The 22,602-nt window shown below is 68.4% G+C and carries 16 protein-coding genes, 1 tRNA gene and 1 pseudogene; 3 read left to right on the top strand and 15 right to left on the bottom strand.

What is annotated here, in order from left to right:
* Window positions 1–25: 25 nt before the first annotated feature.
* The 3 genes from rpsG to MTF69_RS11865 form a co-directional block, all read right to left on the bottom strand.
* Window positions 26–496 carry a 30S ribosomal protein S7 gene (gene rpsG, locus MTF69_RS11875; protein WP_215023410.1) on the bottom strand — a complete coding sequence of 157 codons (471 nt, stop codon included), beginning with the start codon at window positions 494–496 and terminating at the stop codon, window positions 26–28.
* 3 nt (window positions 497–499) lie between these two features.
* Window positions 500–871 carry a 30S ribosomal protein S12 gene (rpsL, locus tag MTF69_RS11870; RefSeq protein ID WP_007265893.1) on the bottom strand — a complete coding sequence of 124 codons (372 nt, stop codon included), beginning with the start codon at window positions 869–871 and terminating at the stop codon, window positions 500–502.
* A 377-nt stretch (window positions 872–1,248) separates the two neighbouring features.
* Window positions 1,249–1,854: an ankyrin repeat domain-containing protein gene (locus MTF69_RS11865; protein WP_243333346.1), complete on the bottom strand. Its 606-nt coding sequence runs from the start codon at window positions 1,852–1,854 to the stop codon at window positions 1,249–1,251.
* A 436-nt stretch (window positions 1,855–2,290) separates the two neighbouring features.
* Between MTF69_RS11865 and MTF69_RS11860 the strand changes: the two genes are divergently transcribed.
* Window positions 2,291–4,762, top strand: a complete 2,472-nt coding sequence (locus tag MTF69_RS11860) for a YfhO family protein (RefSeq protein WP_243333345.1) — start codon at window positions 2,291–2,293, stop codon at window positions 4,760–4,762.
* 94 nt (window positions 4,763–4,856) lie between these two features.
* On the opposite strand, the gene MTF69_RS11855 is transcribed toward MTF69_RS11860, so the two are convergent.
* The 10 genes from MTF69_RS11855 to MTF69_RS11810 all read right to left on the bottom strand — a co-directional run bounded on the left by MTF69_RS11855 (window position 4,857) and on the right by MTF69_RS11810 (window position 18,184).
* A complete protein-coding gene (locus MTF69_RS11855) occupies window positions 4,857–8,756 on the bottom strand; it encodes a DNA-directed RNA polymerase subunit beta' (RefSeq protein ID WP_243333344.1) in 3,900 nt (1,299 codons plus the stop codon).
* 97 nt (window positions 8,757–8,853) lie between these two features.
* Window positions 8,854–12,336 carry a DNA-directed RNA polymerase subunit beta gene (gene rpoB / locus MTF69_RS11850; RefSeq protein WP_243333342.1) on the bottom strand — a complete coding sequence of 1,161 codons (3,483 nt, stop codon included), beginning with the start codon at window positions 12,334–12,336 and terminating at the stop codon, window positions 8,854–8,856.
* A 588-nt stretch (window positions 12,337–12,924) separates the two neighbouring features.
* Window positions 12,925–13,305 carry a 50S ribosomal protein L7/L12 gene (gene rplL, locus MTF69_RS11845; protein WP_243333341.1) on the bottom strand — a complete coding sequence of 127 codons (381 nt, stop codon included), beginning with the start codon at window positions 13,303–13,305 and terminating at the stop codon, window positions 12,925–12,927.
* 110 nt (window positions 13,306–13,415) lie between these two features.
* Window positions 13,416–13,946, bottom strand: a complete 531-nt coding sequence (gene rplJ / locus MTF69_RS11840; RefSeq protein WP_215023401.1) for a 50S ribosomal protein L10 — start codon at window positions 13,944–13,946, stop codon at window positions 13,416–13,418.
* A 281-nt stretch (window positions 13,947–14,227) separates the two neighbouring features.
* Entirely contained in the window at window positions 14,228–15,118 is an 891-nt protein-coding gene (locus tag MTF69_RS11835; protein WP_243333340.1) for an LppX_LprAFG lipoprotein, read from the bottom strand.
* A 167-nt stretch (window positions 15,119–15,285) separates the two neighbouring features.
* A complete protein-coding gene (rplA, locus tag MTF69_RS11830) occupies window positions 15,286–16,014 on the bottom strand; it encodes a 50S ribosomal protein L1 (protein ID WP_243333339.1) in 729 nt (242 codons plus the stop codon).
* Window positions 16,015–16,100: 86 nt separating this feature from the next.
* A complete protein-coding gene (rplK, locus tag MTF69_RS11825) occupies window positions 16,101–16,535 on the bottom strand; it encodes a 50S ribosomal protein L11 (protein ID WP_053682632.1) in 435 nt (144 codons plus the stop codon).
* Window positions 16,536–16,705: 170 nt separating this feature from the next.
* The gene (gene nusG, locus MTF69_RS11820) at window positions 16,706–17,638 is read right to left on the bottom strand and encodes a transcription termination/antitermination protein NusG (protein WP_243333338.1); all 933 of its coding nucleotides are present in this window, start codon (window positions 17,636–17,638) and stop codon (window positions 16,706–16,708) included.
* 84 nt (window positions 17,639–17,722) lie between these two features.
* A complete protein-coding gene (secE, locus tag MTF69_RS11815) occupies window positions 17,723–18,004 on the bottom strand; it encodes a preprotein translocase subunit SecE (protein ID WP_243333337.1) in 282 nt (93 codons plus the stop codon).
* Between the two features lie 107 nt (window positions 18,005–18,111).
* A tRNA-Trp gene (locus tag MTF69_RS11810) sits at window positions 18,112–18,184 on the bottom strand.
* A gap of 191 nt (window positions 18,185–18,375) precedes the next feature.
* Between MTF69_RS11810 and MTF69_RS11805 the strand changes: the two genes are divergently transcribed.
* Window positions 18,376–19,602, top strand: coding sequence for a pyridoxal phosphate-dependent aminotransferase (locus tag MTF69_RS11805; protein ID WP_243333336.1), 1,227 nt, complete (start codon window positions 18,376–18,378; stop codon window positions 19,600–19,602).
* A 413-nt stretch (window positions 19,603–20,015) separates the two neighbouring features.
* Window positions 20,016–21,035: an adenosine deaminase gene (locus tag MTF69_RS11800; RefSeq protein WP_243333335.1), complete on the top strand. Its 1,020-nt coding sequence runs from the start codon at window positions 20,016–20,018 to the stop codon at window positions 21,033–21,035.
* Between the two features lie 38 nt (window positions 21,036–21,073).
* Here MTF69_RS11800 and MTF69_RS11795 read toward each other — a convergent pair whose 3' ends face one another.
* Both MTF69_RS11795 and MTF69_RS11790 read right to left on the bottom strand, forming a co-directional pair.
* On the bottom strand, window positions 21,074–21,490 hold the full coding sequence (locus MTF69_RS11795; RefSeq protein ID WP_243333333.1) for a hypothetical protein: 417 nt from the start codon (window positions 21,488–21,490) through the stop codon (window positions 21,074–21,076).
* Window positions 21,491–21,507: 17 nt separating this feature from the next.
* Window positions 21,508–22,581 (bottom strand): annotated as a pseudogene (locus MTF69_RS11790) (UDP-N-acetylmuramate dehydrogenase); the annotation flags it as partial.
* Window positions 22,582–22,602 lie beyond the last annotated feature (21 nt).

The raw sequence follows: 22,602 nt of genomic DNA, 5'->3' as shown, positions 1-22,602 counted from the left end.
CTCTCGGTCTCGATGTGGGTTCGGACTACCAGCGGTAGTGCGCGAAGGCCTTGTTGGACTCGGCCATCTTGTGCGTGTCCTCGCGCTTCTTGACGGCAGCGCCAAGACCGTTGGACGCGTCAAGCAGCTCGTTCATGAGGCGCTCGGTCATCGTCTTCTCGCGGCGGGCGCGGGAGTAACCCACGAGCCAGCGCAGCGCGAGGGTCGACTGACGACCCGGCTTGACCTCGATCGGCACCTGGTAGGTGGCGCCACCGACACGGCGGGACTTGACCTCGAGCGACGGCTTGACGTTCTCCAGCGCGCGCTTCAGCGTGATGACCGGGTCGTTGCCGGTCTTCTCGCGGAGGCCTTCCATGGCGCCGTAAACGATGCGCTCGGCGGTGGAGCGCTTGCCGTTCAGGAGGATCTTGTTGATGAGCGACGTCACCAGAGGAGATGCGTAGACCGGGTCGATGATGACCGGGCGCTTCGGGGCGGGGCCCTTACGAGGCATTTTTTACTTCTCCTTCTTGGCGCCGTAGCGGCTGCGGGCCTGCTTGCGGTTCTTGACAGCCTGGGTGTCAAGCGCACCGCGGATGATCTTGTAGCGAACACCCGGCAGGTCCTTCACACGGCCACCACGCACGAGCACGATGGAGTGCTCCTGCAGGTTGTGTCCCTCACCCGGAATGTAAGCGGTGACCTCGATGCCAGAGGTCAGACGCACACGCGCGACCTTACGCAGCGCCGAGTTCGGCTTCTTCGGGGTGGTCGTGAACACTCGCGTGCAGACGCCGCGACGCTGGGGCGAAGCCTCAAGCGCGGGGGTCTTTGTCTTCTCGACCTTGTCCTGCCGGCCCTTACGGACCAGCTGCTGGATCGTAGGCACTACTTCTCCGGTTTCTGTGTGCCGTGTAGTGAAGCTAACCTGGAACATTTGCCGACCCACGCGGTCGGGTGTGTCGGATCCGGCGGACCTCCACGCAAGCGTGGAAACGCATGAATCGCGGTGGCTGATACGGCTCAAGTGCGGTTGATGGACACGCACAGGAGCCCAGGCACACCCCAGGCACAAGGTCTGAGCGTACCTACCGCATCCACTCCGGTCAAAACAAAAGCCCCGGCCCCCGAAGCCCGAAGGGCCCCCAGGCCAGTCGCCGCAAGGCCGAAGCCCGGATGCGGCCCCTGCGACGTGCGGCCGTGGTGCACGTGTGCTAAGCGGAGCCGCCGCCGCCCCGCCTCCGCCCCCGGGACGGCAGCCCGGATTCATTCCTTGGGCAGTGCGGCATACAGGGCGCTGAAGAGCGGCCTGTACACCTTCTCCTCCTCGGGCGAGCTCCGTGCGCGGCGGTAGGCCACGCTCGCGGCGCGCTCCGTCGCCTTCGCGCCGCGGCCGAGCAGCCAGCGCGCCATCCGCACCTTCCCGCCCTGGACCGCGAGCTCCAGGGCCGTGCGGTCCTTCATCACGACGTCGATGTCCTGACCGCGGTCGAGGAACAGCGCCACGATGTGCGGGTAGCCCTCGTCCCCGCTGGTGGCCGCCACCGGCAGCGGGACGTACTCCACCCGGCCCTGGGGGCCCACGGGAGCTCCGGCGTCGAGCAGGAGCCTGACCACCTCGAGGTCGGGGCGCATCGCCGCCTGGAGCATGGGCGTCAGCTCGTGGTACTCGCCGGCCCGCCCGCCCGGATCCGCCCCCGCGGCGAGCAGCAGCCGGACTGTCTCCGGCCGCCCCGCGCTCACCGCGAGGTCCAGCGGGGTACGCCAGTGCGCGTTCGGGGCCTCCACCTCGGCCCCCTCCGCCAGCAGCCGGCCCACTGTTTCCGCGTCGCCGTCTTCCGCGGCCTTGGCCAGCCGGTTCGGTATGTCCATGCGCGCATGATCCCCGGCCGCGCGGCCGCCCGGCCACAGAGTTTCCCCGATCCCGTTGCGCGCGCAGGTCGCCGCGGCCGACGCCGCGAAGGCCTTGCGCTCCGGCTGACAACCGCGACCCCCGCGCTCCACCGAAAGGGGGAACCCCCGTGTCCGGAGCCGGCGGGCGCACCCTGCGCACACGCGTCCGGACCACCCTGGTGGGAGCCGTCCGGCCGCCCGCCCGGGCCGACGCGCACGGCCTCGCACACGCCGGACCCGCCGTCCGCCGCCCTGGAACCGGAGCTGCCGCGCGGCACCATGGTGGCCGGATTCGCCCGGGGCGCCGGATCGCGATTCGCCCGGGGCGCCGGATCGCGGCCCTCCCGGTCCGCGAGTCCGGCAGACCAGCCATGTGTGCCACCCGTCGGACAGCCGACCAGCAGGGAGCAGACCCTTGGGGATCTTGGCCGTCGAGCCCGCGACGCAGAGCAGTCCGCCCCCCGATCAGGACCGGCCCCGGCCCCCCTCGCGCCGCACCACCCGCTTCTACGGCCCGCTCCTCGCGTTCCTCACGGCCTCGGGCGCCTTCTGCGCGTCCTGGGCGGCCCGGGGCACCTTCCCCTTCGGCCACACCGGCCGGGCCGTCAACGACCAGGCCAACCAGTACGTCCCCTTCCACCGGGCCCTGTGGGACCTGGTGCACGGCCGGGCCGCCGGCGACCTCCTCTTCACCTGGCGCGGCGGCTTCGGCCAGCAGTTCCTGTCCGACTACCACACCTACCTCGGCAACCCCTTCTCCTGGCTGGCCGTCCTCGTCCCCCGCGCCCACGTGGACCTCGCCGTCTTCGCGGTCACCCCGGTCACGATGGGCACCGCCGCCGCCCTGATGGCCGTCTACCTCGGCAGGCTCCACCCCGGCCCCTGGTGGCAGCGGGGCGTGCTCGGAGCCGTCTACGGGCTGTGCGGCTGGGCGCTCAGCGACGCCTCGTACATCCCGATGTGGATGTGGGGCCTGGTCGCGCTCCCGCTCCTGGGCATCGCCGTCGAGTGGTGCCTGGAGGAGCGCCGCTGGCCGGGCGTGGCCCTGCTGGTCGCGCTCGCCTGGTTCGGGAACTTCTACACCGCGATGATGGCGACGATGGCCGCGTGCGTGCTGCTCGCCGTCCGCCTGGTCGTCCTCGACCTGACCGGAGCCCAGCGGCTGCGCGCCGTATGGCGGGCGGGTACGGGCGCCGCGACGGGCATCCTGCTCACGCTCCCCCTGCTCCTGCCCGCCTTCCTCTCCAGCGGGGCCGCCCAGCCGACCGGGGCGGCCGCCTTCGATCCCGTCCGGATCGAGGTCTTCCTGACGGGCATGCTCCCCGGCACCCACCTGTGGGGCGGCCGGCCCCGGCTGTACGTGGCCTCGCTCGGCCTGATCCTGGCCGGGTCCTTCCTCCTCAACGCGGCGATCACGCGCAGGACCCGCCTGGCATGGGCGGCGGCGGCCCTGCTCGTCGTCCTCTCCTTCCAGTTCCCGCCCACCCAGTACGCATGGCACGGGCTGGCGGTTCCGAACGGCAACCCGTACCGCGAGGCCTTCGTGTTCAGCGGCATGGTGGTGGTCATCGCCTGGCTGTCCCTGGCCAACCGGCCGCGCCCGCTGCACCTGGCTCTGACGGCGGCCCTGCTGGTCGCCGCCACCTTCGTGCTGCGCCACACCGACGACTTCGGCGGCGCCACCTGGCCGGCCGTCCTGGGCGGCGGCGCGGTGTCGCTCCTCGCGCTGGTCCTGCTCGCGCTGGGCGAGAAGCACCGCGTACTGGTCCCCGTGGCCGCGGTCCTCATGGTCGGGGTCGTCTTCGCCGAATCCACCGCCGCCGCGGCCGGCGCGGACGCCCGGCGCGCCCGCGAACGCTGGGCGAAGCCGATCGCCACCTCCAGCGAGTCGATCTCGAACCATTTCGACGCCGTCCGTTCGGTCGACGGCTGGCCCGCGTACCGCACCGACTCGGGCGGCCCGCAGACCTCGTACAACGACGCGCTCGCACTCCGGGCGGAGGGCCCGCAGTACTACAGCAGCTACCTCCCCGAGGCCACCTACGAGGCCCTGGAGCCCCTCGGGTACGGCTACAAGAACGACGGCCGCACCTTCTTCGGCGCCGACAATCCCGTCCTGGACGCGATCTTCTCGATCGGCGCCCGCGCCGAACCGGGCCCGGAGAAGAACAGCTGGACGGCCCGTACCTTCCCCGCCCCGCCGCTGGTCACCGTCCGCAGCGCCCCGTACGCCTCCCCCAACCCCCCGGCCAGCGTCTACGCCCACCAGGAGCAGGTCCTCGGCGCCACCGTCTACCGGGTCCCGCCCGTCGCCCGCGGCGGCACCGCCGCGAAACAGCGGTACACCGCCCGGTGCGCCCCCGGCTCCGAAGCCTTCTGGTACTCGCCCCGGCTGTACGGAACCCTCTCCTTCGCAGGCATCGAGAGGCCCCTGGAGGACCGGACGGCCGGGGTCCGCCGCCTCGGCGAGGTCCCCGCCTCCGGCCGGGTCGACGTCACGGTGCGCACCCGTACCCGGGGCGCCGCCGCCGGCGCCCACCCGGTCGGCTGCCTGGACCGGGCCGCGCTCGCCTCGACGGTGGGCCGCCTTACGGCCACGGGCGCCACCCGCGTCAGCGCGGGCGGCCACACCATCGAGGCCACCCTCCCCGAGGAGGCCTCCGGCACCGCCGTCTTCGCGATGACCGCCGTCCCCGGCTGGCAGTGCTCGGCCCCGGTGAAGAGCTTCCACGGCCTGGTCTCCCTGGACATCCCCCAGGGCACGGCCGCGGTCTCCTGCACCTTCCGCCCCAAGGGCCTCACCCCCGGCCTGGCCGGTGCCACCCTGGCCCTCCTGGCCGTGGCCTCGGTGACCGTGACGGGCCTGCGCCGCCGCCGGCGGACCTGACCCACGCCGGGCCCGGTCCAGGACGCGCAGAAGCCCCCCGCCTCTCCTCTCGGAGCGGCGGGGGGCTTCTGCGTACTACCTACTGCTAACGAGCTCAGCCGTTGTACGGGCCGTAGTCGTAGTCCTCCAGCGGGACAGCCTGGCCGGAGCCGGTGCCGAAGGGCGAGTAGTCGATGTCGTCGTAGCCGACGGCCGAGTACATCGCGGCCTTGGCTTCCTCGGTCGGCTCGACCCGGATGTTGCGGTAGCGGGCGAGGCCCGTACCGGCCGGGATGAGCTTACCGATGATGACGTTCTCCTTGAGGCCGATCAGGGAGTCGGACTTGGCGTTGATCGCCGCGTCCGTCAGAACCCTGGTCGTCTCCTGGAAGGACGCCGCCGACAGCCAGGACTCGGTCGCGAGCGAGGCCTTGGTGATACCCATCAGCTGCGGACGGCCGGAGGCGGGGTGACCGCCCTCGGTGACCACACGACGGTTCTCGGTCTCGAACTTCGACCGCTCGACCAGCTCGCCCGGCAGGAGCTCCGCGTCGCCGGACTCGATGATCGTCACGCGGCGCAGCATCTGCCGGATGATGATCTCGATGTGCTTGTCGTGGATCGACACGCCCTGCGAGTTGTAGACCTTCTGGACTTCGCCGACCAGGTGGACCTGGACCGCACGCTGGCCGAGGATGCGCAGCACGTCGTGCGGGTTGGTGGCACCCATGGTCAGCTTCTGGCCGACCTCGACGTGGTCGCCCTCGCCGACGATGACCTTGGCGCGCTTGGAGATCGGGAACGCCGTCTCCTCGCTGCCGTCGTCGGGCGTGATGACGATCTTCTTCGTCTTCTCGGTCTCCTCGATCCGCACGCGGCCGGCGGCCTCGGAGATCGGGGCGACACCCTTCGGGGTACGGGCCTCGAAGAGCTCGACGACACGCGGCAGACCCTGCGTGATGTCGTCACCGGCCACACCACCGGTGTGGAAGGTACGCATCGTCAGCTGGGTACCGGGCTCACCGATGGACTGGGCGGCGATGATGCCGACCGCCTCACCGATGTCGACCAGCTTGCCGGTGGCGAGCGAGCGTCCGTAGCAGAAGGCACAGGTGCCGACCGCGGACTCACAGGTCAGGACCGAGCGGGTCTTGACCTCCTCGACGCCGTTGGCGACCAGGGCGTCGATGAGCACGTCACCGAGGTCGACGTTGGCCGGCGCGATGACCTTGCCGTCGATGACGACGTCCTCGGCCAGCATGCGGGCGTAGATCGAGGTCTCGACGTCGTCGGCCTTGCGCAGCACGCCGTCCTCGCCGCGAACGGCGATCTTCAGCTTCAGGCCGCGCTCGGTGCCGCAGTCCTCCTCGCGGATGATGACGTCCTGCGAGACGTCCACCAGACGACGGGTGAGGTAACCCGAGTCGGCGGTACGCAGGGCGGTGTCCGCCAGACCCTTACGGGCACCGTGCGTGGAGATGAAGTACTCCAGAACGGTGAGGCCCTCACGGAAGGACGCCTTGATCGGACGCGGGATGGTCTCGTTCTTCGCGTTCGACACCAGACCACGCATACCGGCGATCTGTCGCATCTGCATCATGTTTCCTCGGGCACCCGAGTCAACCATCATGAAGATGGGGTTCGTCTTGGGGAAGTTCGCGTTCATCGCCTCGGCAACCTCGTTGGTCGCCTTGGTCCAGATCGCGATGAGCTCCTGCGTGCGCTCGTCCTTGGTGATCAGACCGCGCTCGTACTGCTTCTGGACCTTCTCGTCCAGCTCCTCGTAGCCCTTGACGATGGCCTTCTTGGCCTCGGGCACGACGACGTCGGAGATGGCCACGGTGACGCCCGAACGGGTCGCCCAGTGGAAGCCGGCCGCCTTCAGGTTGTCGAGCGTCGCCGCCACGATCACCTTGGGGTAGCGCTCCGCCAGGTCGTTGACGATCTCGGAGAGCTGCTTCTTGCCCACCGAGTAGTCGACGAACGGGTAGTCCTCGGGCAGCAGCTCGTTGAAGAGCGCACGGCCCAGGGTCGTCTTCAGACGGAAGCTGTCGCCCGGCTGGAACTCCTGCTCGCCCTCTTCGGCGATCGGGGCCACCCAGCCGCGCGGCGGGATGGTGCCCACCGGGAAGCGGATGTCCACGGCCGACTGGAGAGCCAGCTCGCCGTTGTCGAACGCCATGGTCGCCTCGGCGGTCGAGCCGAACGCACGGCCCTCGCCCTTGACGTCACGGAGCTCGCCGTCGGTGGTGAGGAAGAACAGACCCAGCACCATGTCCTGGGTCGGCATGGTGACGGGACGACCGTCTGCCGGCTTCAGGATGTTGTTCGAGGACAGCATCAGGATGCGGGCCTCGGCCTGCGCCTCTGCCGAAAGCGGCAGGTGCACGGCCATCTGGTCACCGTCGAAGTCCGCGTTGAACGCGGTGCAGACGAGCGGGTGGATCTGGATGGCCTTGCCTTCGACCAGCTGGGGCTCGAAGGCCTGGATGCCGAGGCGGTGCAGCGTGGGCGCACGGTTCAGCAGAACCGGGTGCTCGGCGATGACCTCTTCGAGCACGTCGTAGACGACCGTGCGGCCGCGCTCGACCATGCGCTTCGCCGACTTGATGTTCTGCGCGTGGTTCAGGTCGACCAGGCGCTTCATCACGAACGGCTTGAAGAGCTCCAGCGCCATGGCCTTGGGCAGACCACACTGGTGCAGCTTCAGCTGGGGACCGACGACGATCACGGAACGCGCGGAGTAGTCCACGCGCTTGCCGAGGAGGTTCTGACGGAATCGACCCTGCTTGCCCTTCAGCATGTCGCTGAGGGACTTCAGGGGACGGTTGCCGGGACCGGTGACCGGACGACCACGACGACCGTTGTCGAAGAGGGCGTCGACGGCCTCCTGAAGCATGCGCTTCTCGTTGTTCACGATGATCTCGGGGGCACCGAGGTCGAGGAGGCGCTTCAGACGGTTGTTGCGGTTGATCACGCGGCGGTACAGGTCGTTCAGGTCGGAGGTCGCGAAGCGGCCACCGTCCAGCTGCACCATCGGACGCAGGTCCGGCGGGATCACCGGCACGCAGTCCAGAACCATGCCCTTGGGCTTGTTGCTGGTCTGCAGGAACGCGGAGACGACCTTGAGGCGCTTGAGCGCACGGGTCTTCTTCTGGCCCTTGCCGGTACGGATGATCTCGCGGAGGCGCTCGGCCTCTTCGTCGAGGTCGAAGGACTCCAGACGCTTCTGGAGCGCCGCGGCGCCCATGCAGCCGTCGAAGTACGTACCGAAGCGGTCGCGCAGCTCGCGGTAGAGCAGCTCGTCGCCCTCGAGGTCCTGGACCTTGAGGTTCTTGAAGCGGGCCCACACCTCGTCGAGGCGGTCGATCTCGCGCTGGGCGCGGTCACGGAGCTGCTTCATCTCGCGCTCGGCACCTTCGCGCACCTTGCGGCGTACGTCGGCCTTGGCGCCCTCGGCCTCGAGCTCGGCCAGGTCGGTCTCGAGCTTCTTGGCACGGCCTTCGAGGTCCGAGTCGCGACGGTTCTCGATCTGCTGGCGCTCGACGGAGACGTGCGCCTCCAGGGACGGGAGGTCGCGGGTGCGGCGCTCGTCGTCCACGAACGTGATCATGTACGCGGCGAAGTAGATGACCTTCTCGAGGTCCTTCGGCGCGAGGTCCAGCAGGTAGCCAAGACGCGACGGAACGCCCTTGAAGTACCAGATGTGGGTGACGGGAGCGGCAAGCTCGATGTGGCCCATCCGCTCACGGCGCACCTTGGCGCGCGTGACTTCGACGCCACAGCGCTCACAGATGATGCCCTTGAAGCGGACACGCTTGTACTTACCGCAGTAGCACTCCCAGTCCCGGGTCGGACCGAAGATCTTCTCGCAGAAGAGTCCGTCCTTCTCGGGCTTGAGGGTGCGGTAGTTGATGGTCTCCGGCTTCTTGACCTCGCCGTGGGACCAGGTTCGGATGTCGTCCGCGGTGGCAAGGCCGATCCGCAGCTCGTCGAAGAAGTTGACGTCGAGCACTGTGCGTCAATCCCTCTTTCGGGGTCGAGTCTCAATCATGGTCTGAACGGTCCCGGGGATGACGGGGGGCTCTTGAGCGAGCCCCCCGTCAGGCCCGTCAGACCTCTTCGACGCTGCTCGGCTCACGCCGGGACAGGTCGATACCGAGCTCCTCCGCCGCGCGGAAGACGTCCTCGTCGGTGTCGCGCATCTCGATGGACATGCCGTCCGAGGACAGCACCTCCACGTTGAGGCAGAGCGACTGCATTTCCTTGATGAGCACCTTGAAGGACTCGGGAATGCCCGGCTCGGGGATGTTCTCGCCCTTGACGATGGCCTCGTAGACCTTCACGCGGCCGGTCACGTCATCGGACTTGATGGTCAGGAGCTCCTGGAGGGCGTAAGCGGCGCCATAAGCCTCGAGCGCCCACACCTCCATCTCACCGAAGCGCTGGCCACCGAACTGCGCCTTACCACCCAGCGGCTGCTGCGTGATCATCGAGTACGGACCGGTCGACCGAGCGTGGAGCTTGTCATCGACCAGGTGGTGGAGCTTCAGGATGTACATGTAGCCGACCGAGACCGGCTCCGGGAACGGCTCGCCGGAGCGGCCGTCGAACAGACGCGCCTTGCCGGACGGGAGGACCAGGCGGTCCCCGTCTCGGTTCGGGATGGTGTGCTCGAAGAGGCCGGAGATCTCGTCCTCACGGGCACCGTCGAACACCGGGGTGGCGACGTTGGTGCCGGGCTCGACGCGGTCGGCGCCGATGACCTTCAGTCGCTCGGCCCACTCCTCCGCGAGGCCGGAGACGTCCCAGCCGCGGCTGGCGAGCCAGCCGAGGTGGATCTCCAGGACCTGTCCCGGGTTCATTCGGGACGGGACACCCAGCGGGTTCAGGATGATGTCGACCGGCGTGCCGTCCTCAAGGAAGGGCATGTCCTCGATCGGAAGGATCTTGGAGATGACACCCTTGTTGCCGTGGCGGCCGGCGAGCTTGTCACCGTCGGTGATCTTGCGCTTCTGGGCGACGTAGACGCGGACCAGCTGGTTCACGCCCGGGGGAAGCTCGTCGCCCTCCTCGCGGTCGAAGACGCGGACACCGATGACCTTGCCGATCTCACCGTGAGGAACCTTGAGCGAGGTGTCACGCACCTCGCGGGCCTTCTCACCGAAGATCGCGCGGAGCAGGCGCTCTTCCGGGGTCAGCTCGGTCTCGCCCTTGGGCGTGACCTTGCCGACCAGGATGTCGCCGGCGACTACGTCCGCACCGATGCGGATGATGCCGCGCTCGTCGAGGTCCGCCAGGACCTCCTCGGAGACGTTCGGGATGTCCCGGGTGATCTCCTCGGGGCCCAGCTTGGTGTCACGGGCGTCGACCTCGTGCTCCTCGATGTGAATCGAGGAGAGGACGTCGTCCTGTACGAGGCGCTGCGACAGGATGATCGCGTCCTCGTAGTTGTGACCTTCCCAGGGCATGAACGCGACGAGCAGGTTCTTGCCGAGGGCCATTTCGCCCTCTTCGGTCGCAGGACCGTCGGCGAGGACCTGGGACTCGATGATCCGGTCACCCTCGTTGACGATGACCTTCTGGTTGACCGAGGTGCCCTGGTTCGAGCGGGAGAACTTGGCGACGCGGTACGTGGTGTACGTGCCGTCGTCGTTGGCGACGGTGATGTAGTCGGCCGAGACCTCCTGGACGACACCGTCCTTCTCCGCACGGATCGAGTCACCGGCGTCGACCGCACAGCGGTACTCCATGCCGGTGCCGACGAGCGGCGCCTCCGCCTTGATGAGCGGAACGGCCTGGCGCATCATGTTCGCGCCCATGAGGGCACGGTTGGCGTCGTCGTGCTCCAGGAAGGGGATCATCGCGGTCGCGACGGACACCATCTGGCGCGGGGAGACGTCCATGTAGTCGACGTCGTCGCCGGCGATGTAGTCGATCTCGCCGCCACGACGGCGAACCAGCACGCGGTTCTCCGTGAAGCGCATGTCGTCGGACAGGCCGGCGTTGGCCTGGGCGATGACGAAGCGGTCTTCCTCGTCGGCCGTCAGGTAGTCGACCTCGTCGGTGACGACGCCCTCGATGACCTTGCGGTACGGGGTCTCGACGAAGCCGAACGCGTTGACGCGGCCGTAGGACGCGAGCGAGCCGATCAGACCGATGTTCGGGCCTTCAGGGGTCTCGATCGGGCACATGCGGCCGTAGTGCGACGGGTGAACGTCTCGGACCTCGAAGCCGGCCCGCTCACGGGACAGACCACCCGGGCCAAGCGCCGACAGACGGCGCTTGTGGGTGAGACCCGACAGCGGGTTGTTCTGGTCCATGAACTGCGACAGCTGGCTGGTGCCGAAGAACTCCTTGATGGAGGCGACGACCGGCCGGATGTTGATCAGGGTCTGCGGCGTGATCGCCTCGACGTCCTGGGTCGTCATCCGCTCGCGGACGACGCGCTCCATACGAGCCAGACCCGTACGGACCTGGTTCTGGATGAGCTCGCCGACGTTGCGCAGACGACGGTTGCCGAAGTGGTCGATGTCGTCGGTCTCGACGACGATCGAACGACCCGACTCACCGACGGTCTCGGTCTCACCGGCGTGCAGCTTGACCAGGTACTTGATGGTCGCGATGACGTCGTCGGTGGTGAGCACGCCGGCGTCCAGCGGCTCATCGGCGCCGAGCTTCTTGTTCACCTTGTAGCGGCCGACCTTCGCGAGGTCGTAGCGCTTCGGGTTGAAGTAGAGGTTCTCGAGCAGCGTCTGAGCGGCCTCGCGGGTCGGCGGTTCGCCCGGACGCAGCTTGCGGTAGATGTCGAGCAGCGCGTCGTCCTGGCCCTGGGTGTGGTCCTTCTCCAGGGTGGCGCGCATGGACTCGTACTCGCCGAACTCCTCGAGGATCTGCTCGGTGGTCCAGCCGAGAGCCTTCAGGAGGACGGTGACGGACTGCTTGCGCTTGCGGTCGATGCGAACACCGACCATGTCGCGCTTGTCGATCTCCATCTCGAGCCAGGCACCCCGGGAAGGGATGATCTTGGCGGCGAAGATGTCCTTGTCGGACGTCTTGTCGATGGAGGAGTCGAAGTAGACACCGGGGGAACGGACGAGCTGCGACACGACGACACGCTCGGTGCCGTTGATGACGAAGGTGCCCTTGTTGGTCATGAGCGGGAAATCGCCCATGAAGACCGTCTGAGACTTGATCTCTCCGGTCTCGTTGTTCGTGAACTCGGCAGTGACGAAAAGCGGCGCCGCGTACGTGAAGTCGCGGTCCTTGCACTCGTCGACCGAGTTCTTCGCCGGCTCGAAACGGTGGTCGCGGAACGTCAGCGACATCGACCCGGAGAAGTCCTCGATCGGCGAGATCTCCTCGAAGATCTCTTCCAGACCGGACTTGGTGGGAACGTCCTGTCCGCTCTCAAGCGCCGACTCGACGCGAGACTTCCAGGCGGCGTTGCCGAGCAGCCAGTCAAAGCTCTCGGTCTGCAGCGCCAGGAGGTTCGGAACCTCGAGGGGCTCCTTGATCTTTGCAAAGGAGATGCGCAGCGGGGCGGTGCTGGCACCGTTGTTCGTATTGGTCGAGGCGTTGCGCGAGGCGGCCAAGAGGGGGTCCTTCCGAGGGCTCGGACTCACTACGCGCGTACCGGTCCCAGCTGACACAGAAGACAAGCGCCCCCCATCTGGTCAAAGGACCAGCTCAGGGCCGTTCAATCAAGTGTGCTCATGCGTGGGCATGCCCCTGGCGACGGGCAGGGGGCAGCTAACAGGCAGCGCAAAGGGTCAGTGTAGCCACTAGGCTCACTGATGTCCAGACCAGGTTTCCGGAAACCGGCAACAGGCCTTCCCCATGTCGTTTAAACAACCGTGCGTCCCGCTCGGCTCCGCATACAGAGCGCGTAACAGTACTGCCCTCTTCGTAGTCGATCCATGCCCGATGTGGACCCGATCCATGCCTCGGATCCCGGATCGGGCCTGCCGATCTCACGACGGATCTGAGAATTGCGCGCCGCGTCCCGTTCGTCAAGGCCCCCTGCTCCGAGCGGATCATCGAAGGACCCTGCCGCAGAGCAACGAAGATCACCCTACTCCCCAACGAGACAGGGGCAAGTCAGGCACTCCGGGTACGCCAAAGGGCGACCACCCTTACGGGTGATCGCCCTTGGTTGAGGCCTCAGAGAGGCCTCAGAGGTGTTACTTGACCTCGACGGACGCGCCGGCGGCCTTGAGGGTCTCGGCGGCCTTGTCAGCGGCCTCCTTGGCGACCTTCTCGAGGACGGGCTTCGGAGCGCCGTCGACGAGGTCCTTGGCCTCCTTCAGGCCGAGGGAGGTCAGCTCGCGGACGACCTTGATGACCTGGATCTTCTTGTCACCGGCGGCGGTGAGGATGACGTCGAACTCGTCCTGCTCCTCAGCGGCCTCAGCGGCAACCGGGGCACCCGGACCGGCAACGGCGACGGCCGCAGCGGCGGTGACGTCGAACTTCTCCTCGAACGCCTTCACGAACTCGGAGAGCTCGATGAGGGTGAGCTCCTCGAACTGAGCGAGCAGGTCTTCCTGAGAGAGCTTCGCCATGATGGGCGATCCTTCCACTAAATCGGCAGGTGCCGGATGTATATAGAGGCGGGCGTAACGGCCCGCTTTGACCCACGCACTAGGCGGCGTGGATCAGTGCGCGAGCCGAATTACTCGGCACCGCCCTGCTCGGCGAGCTTGACGCGAAGCGCTTCCGCGGTGCGGACGAACTTCGACGGCAGCGCCTGGAAGAGCGAGGCAGCCTGAGACTGCTTGCCCTTGAACGCGCCGGCCAGCTTGCTGAGCAGAACCTCGCGGGACTCGAGGTCCGCAAGCTTCTTGATCTCATCGGCGGTGAGCGCCTTACCATCAAGGACACCCGCCTTGATGATGAGGTTCGGGTTTTCCTTGGCGAAGTCACGCAGGCTCTTCGCCGACTCCACCGGGTCACCGGTGATGAAGGCGACCGCGGTGGGACCAGCGAAGTGCTCGTCCAGCGCGGTGATCCCGGCCTGGTTGGCCGCAATCTTGGTCAGCGTGTTCTTCACCACGGCGTACTGGGCGTTCTCACCGAGAGAGCGACGCAGCGTCTTGAGCTGCGCGACGGTGAGACCCCGGTACTCGGTCAGCACGGCGGCGTTCGAGTCGCGGAACTGGTCCGTGAGCTCGGCTACCGCGGCAGCCTTGTTGGGCGTCGGCATAGTGCGTCGGCCTCCTTCCGGGTGATGAGGACCGCTCAGAAGGGGCATAAATACGAAACGCCCCGGCGCAGGCGCCAGGGCGTAGCTCAACCGGAACGAGTCCGGGAACTTTCCTTGAACACCTGCGCAGGACGTCCGCAGTTAGCGGATCCTTCGGCCACCGCCCCCTTGCGGGCACGGCAACGACCAGCGGTCTTTGGCTTCTCCGGAAGAGTACGGGACCGGTGCCGCGCAGAGCAAATCGGTCACCCGACGACCCCGCGCGGCCCTGAAATGCCAGGTCAGCCCTGCTCCTGCCCGGCGCCCTTCATCATCTCCGCCAGGTCGGTGACCTGGTCGGCGGGCGGCGCGGCCACCTCGACCGGCTGGTTGTAGTCCAGGAACTTGATGGTCGTGTCCACCGGGCCCTTGGCCGCGTCACCGCGGGTGCGGACCTGCTTGGTGTGGTCCGACTCGTCGATCCACATGTCCAGGGTCAGCTTCTTGACGCCCTGCGCCTCCAGCGCCTTGACGGACTGCTCCTGGCGCTTCTTGGCCTCGGGGGTCGCGGAGGCCAGCGCGGCCCGCAGGTCGTCGAGGGTGACCGTGCCGCTGAGGTGCCTGGTCTTCACCCCGTCGATGGTCTCCTCGCCGACGAACGTGAGGTCCTTGGCCTTGAGGAGCTCACCCGCCCGGTCACCGGGGTTCTCGCCGGTCCTGTTCGCCGTACCGCCGGCGCCGTTCAGCTTCTTCGTCAGGGCCGGGTCCAGGCTCTTCATGTCGAACTTGATCCACTTGCCCTCGGCGCCGATGAACATCGCCTCGTCGACGAGGCGGATCTCGGCCGCCTGGCCGCCCTCGCCCGAGGTGGTCATCTTCATCGACATGGCCACCGACGGCTTGAGCCGCATGGAGACGTCGCCGGAGAACTGCTCGCCCTCCGCCGTACCCGTCATCGAGTAGCGCAGGGAGGTGATCTCCTGCGACTTGACCTTGACCTTCTCCAGGTAAGCGGCCGGGACCACCTCCACGGCGCCCTTCGCGGCGCCCTTCCCGGCGCCCTGGGCGGCCGCAGCCTTCCCCGTGCCGTCATTCTGCCCGCTCTCGCACGCCGTGGCCCCACCCACGAGCAGTACGGCGGCCAGCGCGGCCCCAGCGGTCTTCGTACGGTTGCTGTTGCGGTACGCGAACAAGAGTCCCCACCCCTGATGTGATCGTTTGATGTGATCCGACCCTACGGGCAAGGCCCCCGATCGCTTCGGCATTTTCCGCGCGAAACGCAGAACGGGCCCTCCTCCCCCCGTGAAGGGAGAGAAGGGCCCGTTCGGGCAACTCAGGCGAGCCGTCAGGCCCGGCTCAGTCAGACCGCGGCCGGGTCTTCCTCGACGAGGAGGTTCCGGGTGCGGTTGGAGTCCAGCAGGATGCCGGGGCCCATGGTGGTGCTGAGGGCGGCCTTCTTGATGTAGCGGCCCTTCGCGGCGGACGGCTTCAGACGAAGGATCTCGTCCAGGGCCGCGCCGTAGTTCTCGACCAGCTGCTCATCGGAGAAGGAGACCTTGCCGATGATGAAGTGCAGGTTCGAGTGCTTGTCGACGCGGAACTCGATCTTGCCACCCTTGATCTCGGTGACAGCCTTCGCGACGTCCATCGTGACGGTGCCGGTCTTCGGGTTCGGCATCAGGCCACGGGGACCGAGCACGCGGCCGAGGCGGCCGACCTTGCCCATGAGGTCCGGCGTGGCGACAACGGCGTCGAACTCGTTGAGGCGGTTGCCCTTGGCGATCTCGTTGATGAGCTCGTCGTCGCCGACAATGTCGGCGCCGGCGGCTTCCGCGGCCGCAGCACGGTCACCGGTCGCGAAGACCAGGACCCGGGCGGTCTTGCCGGTGCCGTGCGGGAGGTTCACGGTGCCGCGGACCATCTGGTCGGCCTTGCGCGGGTCTACACCCAGGCGGAAAGCGACCTCGACGGTGCCGTCGAACTTCGTGGTGGAGGTCTCCTTGGCGAGACGGACGGCCTCGAGCGGGGCGTACTGCTTCTCCCGGTCGACCTTGGCGTCCGCAGCGCGGAGAGTCTTGCTGCGCTTCACTTCTGCTCCTGTGTTGTGGCTTCAGGTGTGGAGTCGTGGTGCGGACCAGCGCTTGGCCCTACCACTGTGGTGCTGGGGTGGCTGAATCAGCCTTCGACCGTGATGCCCATCGAACGCGCGGTGCCGGCGATGATCTTCTCGGCCGCGTCGATGTCGTTGGCGTTCAGGTCAGGCATCTTGAGCGTGGCGATCTCACGGACCTGGTCACGCGTGAGCTTCGCGACCTTCGTCTTGTGGGGCTCGCCAGAGCCCTTCTCCACGCCGGCGCTCTTCAGGATGAGGCGCGCGGCCGGCGGCGTCTTGGTGATGAAGGTGAAGGAGCGGTCGTCGTAGACCGTGATCTCCACCGGCACGACCATGCCACGCTGCGACTCGGTCGCGGCGTTGTAGGCCTTGCAGAACTCCATGATGTTGACGCCGTGCTGACCGAGCGCGGGGCCGACCGGCGGAGCCGGGTTGGCCGCACCGGCCTTGATCTGGAGCTTGATAAGCCCCGTGATCTTCTTCTTCTTGGGAGGCATTGCTCTCTCCGGGTCCTAGTGAGAGTTTTCGCCGCCAATCCGGTCATCCGGATGGAGGCATACCGCACCACGATAACGGGTATCGGTGCGAGGCTGAAAACCGAGCAGGTCAGACCGCCCCCAAGGGGGCAATCTGACCTGTCCGGAAGCGTGTGCCAGAAGGCTGTGGATCAGTTCTTCTGGATCTGGTCGAAGCTGAGCTCGACCGGGGTCTCGCGGCCGAAGATCTCGACGAGACCCTTGACCTTCTTCGAGTCCGGGTTGATCTCGTTGATGGTCGCCTGCAGCGTCGCGAACGGGCCGTCGGTGACGGTGACCGAGTCGCCGACCTCGAAGTCCAGGACCTCGATGGCGCGCTTGACGGCGGGCGCCGGCAGACCGGCCTCTTCCGCTGCCAGCTTGGCGGCCTTCTCCTGCAGCTCCGGGGCGAGCATCTTGACGATCTCGTCCAGGGTCAGCGGGTACGGGTCGTACGCGTTGCCCACGAAGCCGGTGACGCCCGGGGTGTTGCGGACGACGCCCCAGGACTCGTTCGTCAGATCCATGCGGACGAGAACGTAACCGGGCAGCTTGTTCTGCCGGACGTTCTTGCGCTCGCCGTTCTTGATCTGGACGATCTCTTCCTCGGGCACCTCGGCCTGGTAGATGAAGTCCTCGACGTTGAGCGAGACGGCGCGCTGCTCCAGGTTGGCCTTCACGCGCTTCTCGTAGCCGGCGTAGGTGTGGATGACGTACCACTCGCCGGGCAGGAGGCGCAGCTCTTCGCGCAGGGCCTGGATGGGGTCGACAGGCTCGGCGGGCTCGACGTCGGCGGCGTCCTCGGCCTCCGCGTCATCGGCCTCGGCCTCGGCCTCGGCGGCATCGTCGTCGGAAGCCTCGTCGGCCTCTTCGGCGTCGTCCTCGTCGGCGTCCTCGGAGTCGTCGGCCTCTTCGGCTTCGTCGGCCTCTTCGGCGGTGTCGTCGTTGGAGTCCTCGACCTCAGCCTCGGCGTCGGCGAGCTCGGCCTCGTCCGGGTCCACAGCGTCTGCAGCCTCGACGATGTCGAGCTCGTCCTCGACGGACTCGACGGAGTCGGGGCTCACGTTCAGGTTCGGGTCAGACACGGTGGCTGCTTCTTCCTGGATACAAAAGGTGGTCGAACATGCGAAAACGGGCGGCACCCATCAAGGCGCCGCCCTCCGCGGGGATCAGCCGAAGACGAACTTGATGGCTTCCTGGAACCCATAGTCAATCACGGTCACCAGACCGATCATGATGACGACGAAGACAATCACCACGGAGGTGTACGTCGTCAGCTGGTTGCGAGTGGGCCAAACAACCTTGCGGAGTTCCGCGACGATCTGGCGGTAGAACAGCGCGAGACGACCCAGAGGGCCCTTCTTGCCGCGCTTGCCGCCCTTGCGGGCCTTCTTCTCGCGAGTGTCATCCTCGGCGTCAGGCATGTCGATGGAGCCCAGGGCGTCCGTCACGTCTCTCACCTGAATCCGGGTCGTGGCCGTAGCCGCGCCCGGTTGCGCCGCACGGCACTGCATCTAAGTACGTACCTGCGCACACACTTCCGAGATGGAGTGTGGAGCAGGGCCGGAGGGACTCGAACCCCCAACCGCTGGTTTTGGAGACCAGTGCTCTACCAATTGAGCTACGACCCTTTGCGTCCCTCAACCTACCGCATCCGGGCGTGTGCACGGTGTGCTCACGCTCTGCAGCGGTCGACGAGGGCCAACGACGGTTGAGTGTACGTGGTCCGGGCCCTGACGTCGAACAGCGCCGTCCGGAGAGCGTCCGTCCGGTAACTGAAACGGCGTGCGGCGCTCGTTTGACGTCTGGGACGATTGGCCGCATGACCTCTGAAACGCCTTCCGCCGAGCGCCGCGTCTCCGCCCGTATCGGTGCCATCTCCGAGTCCGCCACCCTCGCCGTCGACGCCAAGGCCAAGGCCCTCAAGGCCGCCGGGCGTCCGGTCATCGGTTTCGGAGCCGGTGAGCCCGACTTCCCGACCCCGGACTACATCGTCGACGCCGCGGTCGAGGCCTGCCGCAACCCCAAGTACCACCGCTACACGCCGGCCGGCGGCCTGCCCGAGCTGAAGGCCGCCATCGCCGCGAAGACGCTGCGCGACTCCGGCTACGAGGTCGACGCGTCCCAGGTCCTGGTGACCAACGGCGGCAAGCAGGCGATCTACGAGGCGTTCGCGGCCATCCTGGACCCGGGTGACGAGGTCATCGTCCCGGCCCCGTACTGGACGACGTACCCGGAGTCGATCCGTCTCGCCGGCGGTGTCCCGGTCGAGGTCGTCGCCGACGAGACCACCGGTTACCGGGTCTCCGTCGAGCAGCTCGAAGCGGCCCGCACCGAGCGCACGAAGGTCGTCCTCTTCGTCTCCCCGTCGAACCCGACCGGCGCCGTCTACTCCGAGGCCGACGCCGAGGCGATCGGCCGCTGGGCCGTCGAGAAGGGCCTGTGGGTCCTGACCGACGAGATCTACGAGCACCTGGTCTACGGCGACGCGAAGTTCGTCTCGCTCCCGGCGATCGTTCCCGAGCTGGCCGACAAGTGCATCATCGTCAACGGCGTCGCCAAGACGTACGCCATGACGGGCTGGCGCGTGGGCTGGGTCATCGGCCCGAAGGACGTGGTCAAGGCCGCGACCAACCTGCAGTCGCACGCCACCTCCAACGTCTCCAACGTGGCCCAGGTCGCGGCGCTGGCCGCCGTCTCCGGCAACCTGGACGCCGTCCACGAGATGCGCACGGCCTTCGACCGCCGCCGCCAGACGATGGTGCGGATGCTGAACGAGATCGACGGCGTCTTCTGCCCGACCCCCGAGGGCGCCTTCTACTGCTACCCGGTGGTCAAGGACCTCCTCGGCAAGGAGATCCGCGGCAAGCGCCCGCAGACCTCCGTCGAACTCGCCGCGCTGATCCTGGACGAGGCCGAGGTCGCGGTCGTCCCGGGCGAGGCCTTCGGCACCCCCGGCTACCTCCGCCTCTCCTACGCCCTGGGCGACGAGGACCTGGTCGAGGGCGTCTCCCGCATCCAGAAGCTCCTGGCGGAGGCGAAGGCCTAAGCCTCCGGCGGTTCGCAGCCTGACCTGAGCGGCGGTTCCCTCCGGGGGAGCCGCCGCTCAGGCGTGTCCGGAGCTGCCGCTCCACCCCCGCCCTCTGCGCGGGGCTGCTGTCCCCTACCCGCCCTTCGCCCGTTCCCCGGACTCCGCCCGGACCCAACCTGGGGCTCCGCCCCAGACCCCGCGCCTCAAACGCCGGCCGGGCTGGATCTTCCCGACCGCCGACGGTCACGTACGGACTGACGCCGGCAACATCCAGCCCCGCCGGCGTTTGAGGAGCGGGTCCGGGCGGCGCCCGGGAAGCCCCGCGCAGCGGCTTCCCGGCGCCCCCGCGCACCCCTGGATTTACGTTCGGGCAAGGACCCGTTCAGGGAATCGGGCTGCCGATCGGGTGACAAGTGCGGCAGGATCAGCAAATGGAGCACGTACGCGATCTCACGCTTCTGCCGAAAGCCCACCTCCACCTGCACTTCACCGGCTCGATGCGCCCGTCGACCCTGCTGGAGCTCGCCGACAAGTACGGCGTCCGCCTCCCGGACGCCCTCACCTCCGCCGAGCCCCCCAAGCTCCGCGCCACCGACGAACGCGGCTGGTTCCGCTTCCAGCGGCTCTACGACGCCGCCCGCTCCTGCCTCCGCGAGCCCGACGACATCCGCCGCCTGGTCCGCGAGGCCGCGGAGGAGGACGTGCGCGACGGCAGCGGCTGGCTGGAGATCCAGGTGGATCCCACCTCCTACGCCCCCCTCCTCGGCGGGATGATCCCGGCCGTCGAGATCATCCTCGACGCCGTGGACGCCGCCTCCCGCGAGACCGGCCTCGGCATGCGCGTCGTCATCGCCGCCAACCGCATGAAGCACCCCCTCGACGCCCGCACCCTGGCCCGGCTCGCCGTCCGCTACGCCGACCGCGGCATCGTCGGTTTCGGCCTCTCCAACGACGAGCGCCGCGGCATGGCCCGCGACTTCGACCGGGCCTTCGCCATCGCCCGCGAGGGCGGACTGCTCGCGGCCCCGCACGGCGGCGAGCTCACCGGCCCGTCCTCCGTCCGCGACTGCCTCGACGACCTGCACGCCGCCCGCATCGGGCACGGCGTACGGGCCGCCGAGGATCCCCGCCTGCTCAAGCGGCTCGCCGACCGGCAGATCACGTGTGAGGTCTGCCCGGCGTCCAACGTCGCCCTCGGGGTGTACGAACGCCACGAGGACGTCCCGCTGCGCACCCTCTTCGAGGCCGGGGTCCCGATGGCCCTGGGTGCGGACGATCCGCTGCTCTTCGGGTCCCGGCTCGCGGCCCAGTACGAGATCGCCCGCCGGCACCACGCCTTCACGGACGCGGAGCTCGCCGAGCTGGCCCGCCAGTCGGTGCGCGGCAGCGCGGCGCCCCCCGACGTGCAGGACAAGCTGCTGGCCGGAATCGACCACTGGATCGCCTCGTAAGGGGGCGCCTCGTAAGGGGGCGAGAGGGGCGGCGCGCGTCAGCGCGTGAGCCGCAGGTCGCCTTCGTGGCAGTCGGCCCGCACCCGCGCGCCGTCCGGGAAGCCGATCTCCAGGTGGGTGCGCCCCTGCGCGGGCAGCGCGAATTCGGCGACCGACTCGACGGTCTCGCCGAGGTGGCGCAGGAAGGGGTGGTCTCCGAGGTCCTCGCCGACCTCGATGCGGCCCCACTCCCCCATGTCGTAGGGCTCGTGCGGCGCCTCGGATTCCACGATGAGACAGGCGTCGGACCCGGTGGTGATCCGGGTGGACTCCCCGTCGCTGTCGAGGAGCCAGACGTCGAGGGGAGCCTCGGAGCGTTCGCCGTCGCTGATGTGCCAGGACGCGACGACCTTGTCGATCGTGCGTCCCACCAGCCGGGTGGGGTCCGTACCGGCCCCGTGCAGGGGACAGAGCATGGGCGGGCCGGGACTCCTCAGATGCTGACGCCGACCGTTACCGGCTCGTTGACCAGGGTGACGCCGAAGGCCGCGTGCACGCCCGCGACGACCTCGCGGGCCAGGGCGAGGAGGTCTTCGGTGGTGGCCTCGCCCCGGTTGGTGAGGGCGAGGGTGTGTTTGGTGGAGATGCGGGCGGGGCCGTCGCCGTAGCCCTTGGTGAAGCCGGCCTTGTCGATCAGCCAGGCCGCGCTGGTCTTCGTACGGCCCTCCCCGGCCGGGTACGCGGGCGGGGCGGTCTCGGGGCCGAGCCGCTCCTGGGCGCGGGCGAGGAAGGCGGCGTACGCCTCGTCGCCGAGGATCGGGTTGTGGAAGAAGGAGCCGGCCGACCAGGTGTCGTGGTCGGCGGGGTCGAGGACCATGCCCTTGCCGGCGCGCAGCCGCAGGACGGTCTCGCGGGCCTGGGCGGCGGGCACCCGGTCGCCGGCCTCGACGCCGAGGGCGCGGGCCGTCTCGGGGTACTTGACCGGCGCGGACAGGCCGCCCGCGTCCTCCAGGGCGAACCGGACGCGCAGGACGACGTACCGGTCAGGCTGGTGCTTGAAGAGGCTGTCGCGGTACGAGAACGCGCAGTCGGCCGCCGAGAGGGTGATCGTTTCCCCGCGCGTGCGGTCGTAGGCGACGACCTCGGTGATCGTGTCGCAGACCTCCTGGCCGTACGCCCCGACGTTCTGGATCGGGGTGGCGCCGGCCGAGCCGGGGATCCCGGCGAGGCATTCGATGCCCGCGAGCCCGGCGTCGACGACGCGGCCGACGGCCTCGCTCCAGTTCTCACCGGCCGCGAGCTCGAGCCGGGTCCCGTCGAGCACGAAGCCGGTGGTCGCGATCCGCAGGGCGGTGCCGTCGAAGCCCTGGTCGCCGATGACCAGGTTGCTGCCGCCGCCGATGACCAGGAGCGGGGTGCCGCTCTCGTCCGCGGCGCGCACGGTGGCGACGACCTCGGCGTCGGTGGTCGCGGTGACCAGCCGGGCGGCGGGGCCGCCGAGCCGGAAGGTGGTCAGCGGGGCGAGGGGGGCGTCGTGGAGTTCCTGCACGTGGACAAGAGTACGGTCCGCGTCCCCCCGACCAGGCGG

The sequence above is a fragment of the Streptomyces sp. AP-93 genome (assembly GCF_022808175.1).
GTDB lineage: Bacteria > Actinomycetota > Actinomycetes > Streptomycetales > Streptomycetaceae > Streptomyces.
The sequence above is the reverse complement of the archived record's forward strand: the minus strand, read 5'-3'. Positions and strand labels throughout refer to the sequence as shown.